Origin of the sequence: Cellvibrio sp. ARAG 10.3 (genome assembly GCF_051846955.1) — a bacterium.
GTDB lineage: Bacteria > Pseudomonadota > Gammaproteobacteria > Pseudomonadales > Cellvibrionaceae > Cellvibrio.
Window position 1 is genome coordinate 1 of sequence record NZ_JBPYCU010000072.1, and the last position, 989, is coordinate 989.

Below are 989 nucleotides of genomic sequence, written 5' to 3' on the forward strand. Positions count from 1 at the left end.
AACCAATACGACCAGCTCAATCCGCCGAAGCGGCAGGGTCCACTAAAAACCGTAGTGGGACGGGAGAATCGTATTTTTGAAACGCTCTCGCAAAAGCGCTTGGAAAATACGACGGTTAAAGCGCTCTGGCCCAACACGAGGTTGAGCCGAGCAATCACCATAACACGCGTGACATTAAACTAAACGAAAGCTGCACAAGAAGCAAAAGACACAGACCCGCACACTTTGCGATGCGCAAGATGTGAGCCCCCACCGATTCCGTGTCCGCAGTCGTTCAGGCCGCCTGTTGGCGAGTACATCCGCCTTTGGCTCCGTCCCAGACATACCCCTCGGCTTTCAATTCCGTTACACGCTCAACGAAATCTTCAGCAGCTGGGTCCAGCTGAATAAAGTCCGGCAAATAATTACTCTGATCCTGGGCCGGCTTCTGCTCAGCAGAATCCTTACCCGCAATCACATTCAGAGCAGCCTCGTCGTACTTCTTGCTTTGACCATTGGCATCTTTTACTTGCAGATACTTCACAGTCAGCATACGTGCACTCACGAATACGCGACGTTCTTCGCCGGGCTTGGGGTCTTGGTTACCTGCTTTAAAACGCAGGTCTCCCGCCTTCACCGCGGCAGATACTTTCTGGTCACGATCATTGATCGCATTCCAGAACTGCTCAACGATACGTTTAGCACCGGTTCCTACGACCTGCAGATCGACAAATATAGGCTCGGCAGAGTCCGCCTGGCCTTGCAGGAACGCCGCACGTACAGCGACGTAAGGCTTCCATTTTTGGCCGGCTTTAGGTTTCACTTCACGGACATCGTAAAGATTGGCGAAACCTTCCAGGTGCAGGTTGAAGTATTGGTTGGAATTGGATTGATTGTTAGCTTGGGACATGGTTTTCTCTCCTAAATGGAATAAAAAAAGGAGATAGACCCATCCCCAAGGGGCTGGATTTATCCCCTGGGGAAGTAACAACAATGGATAGGCCGAAAGG

2 protein-coding genes are annotated in these 989 nt (G+C 51.3%); one reads left to right on the forward strand and one right to left on the reverse strand.

Going from position 1 to position 989, the window contains the following annotated elements:
- A partial coding sequence (locus ACSV5M_RS21840; RefSeq protein ID WP_439178969.1) for a hypothetical protein occupies window positions 1-183 on the forward strand: 183 nt, incomplete at its 5' end.
- A gap of 91 nt (window positions 184-274) precedes the next feature.
- Here the strand turns inward: ACSV5M_RS21840 and ACSV5M_RS21845 are convergent.
- A complete protein-coding gene (locus tag ACSV5M_RS21845; RefSeq protein WP_439178970.1) occupies window positions 275-889 on the reverse strand; it encodes a DUF3577 domain-containing protein in 615 nt (204 codons plus the stop codon).
- Window positions 890-989 lie beyond the last annotated feature (100 nt).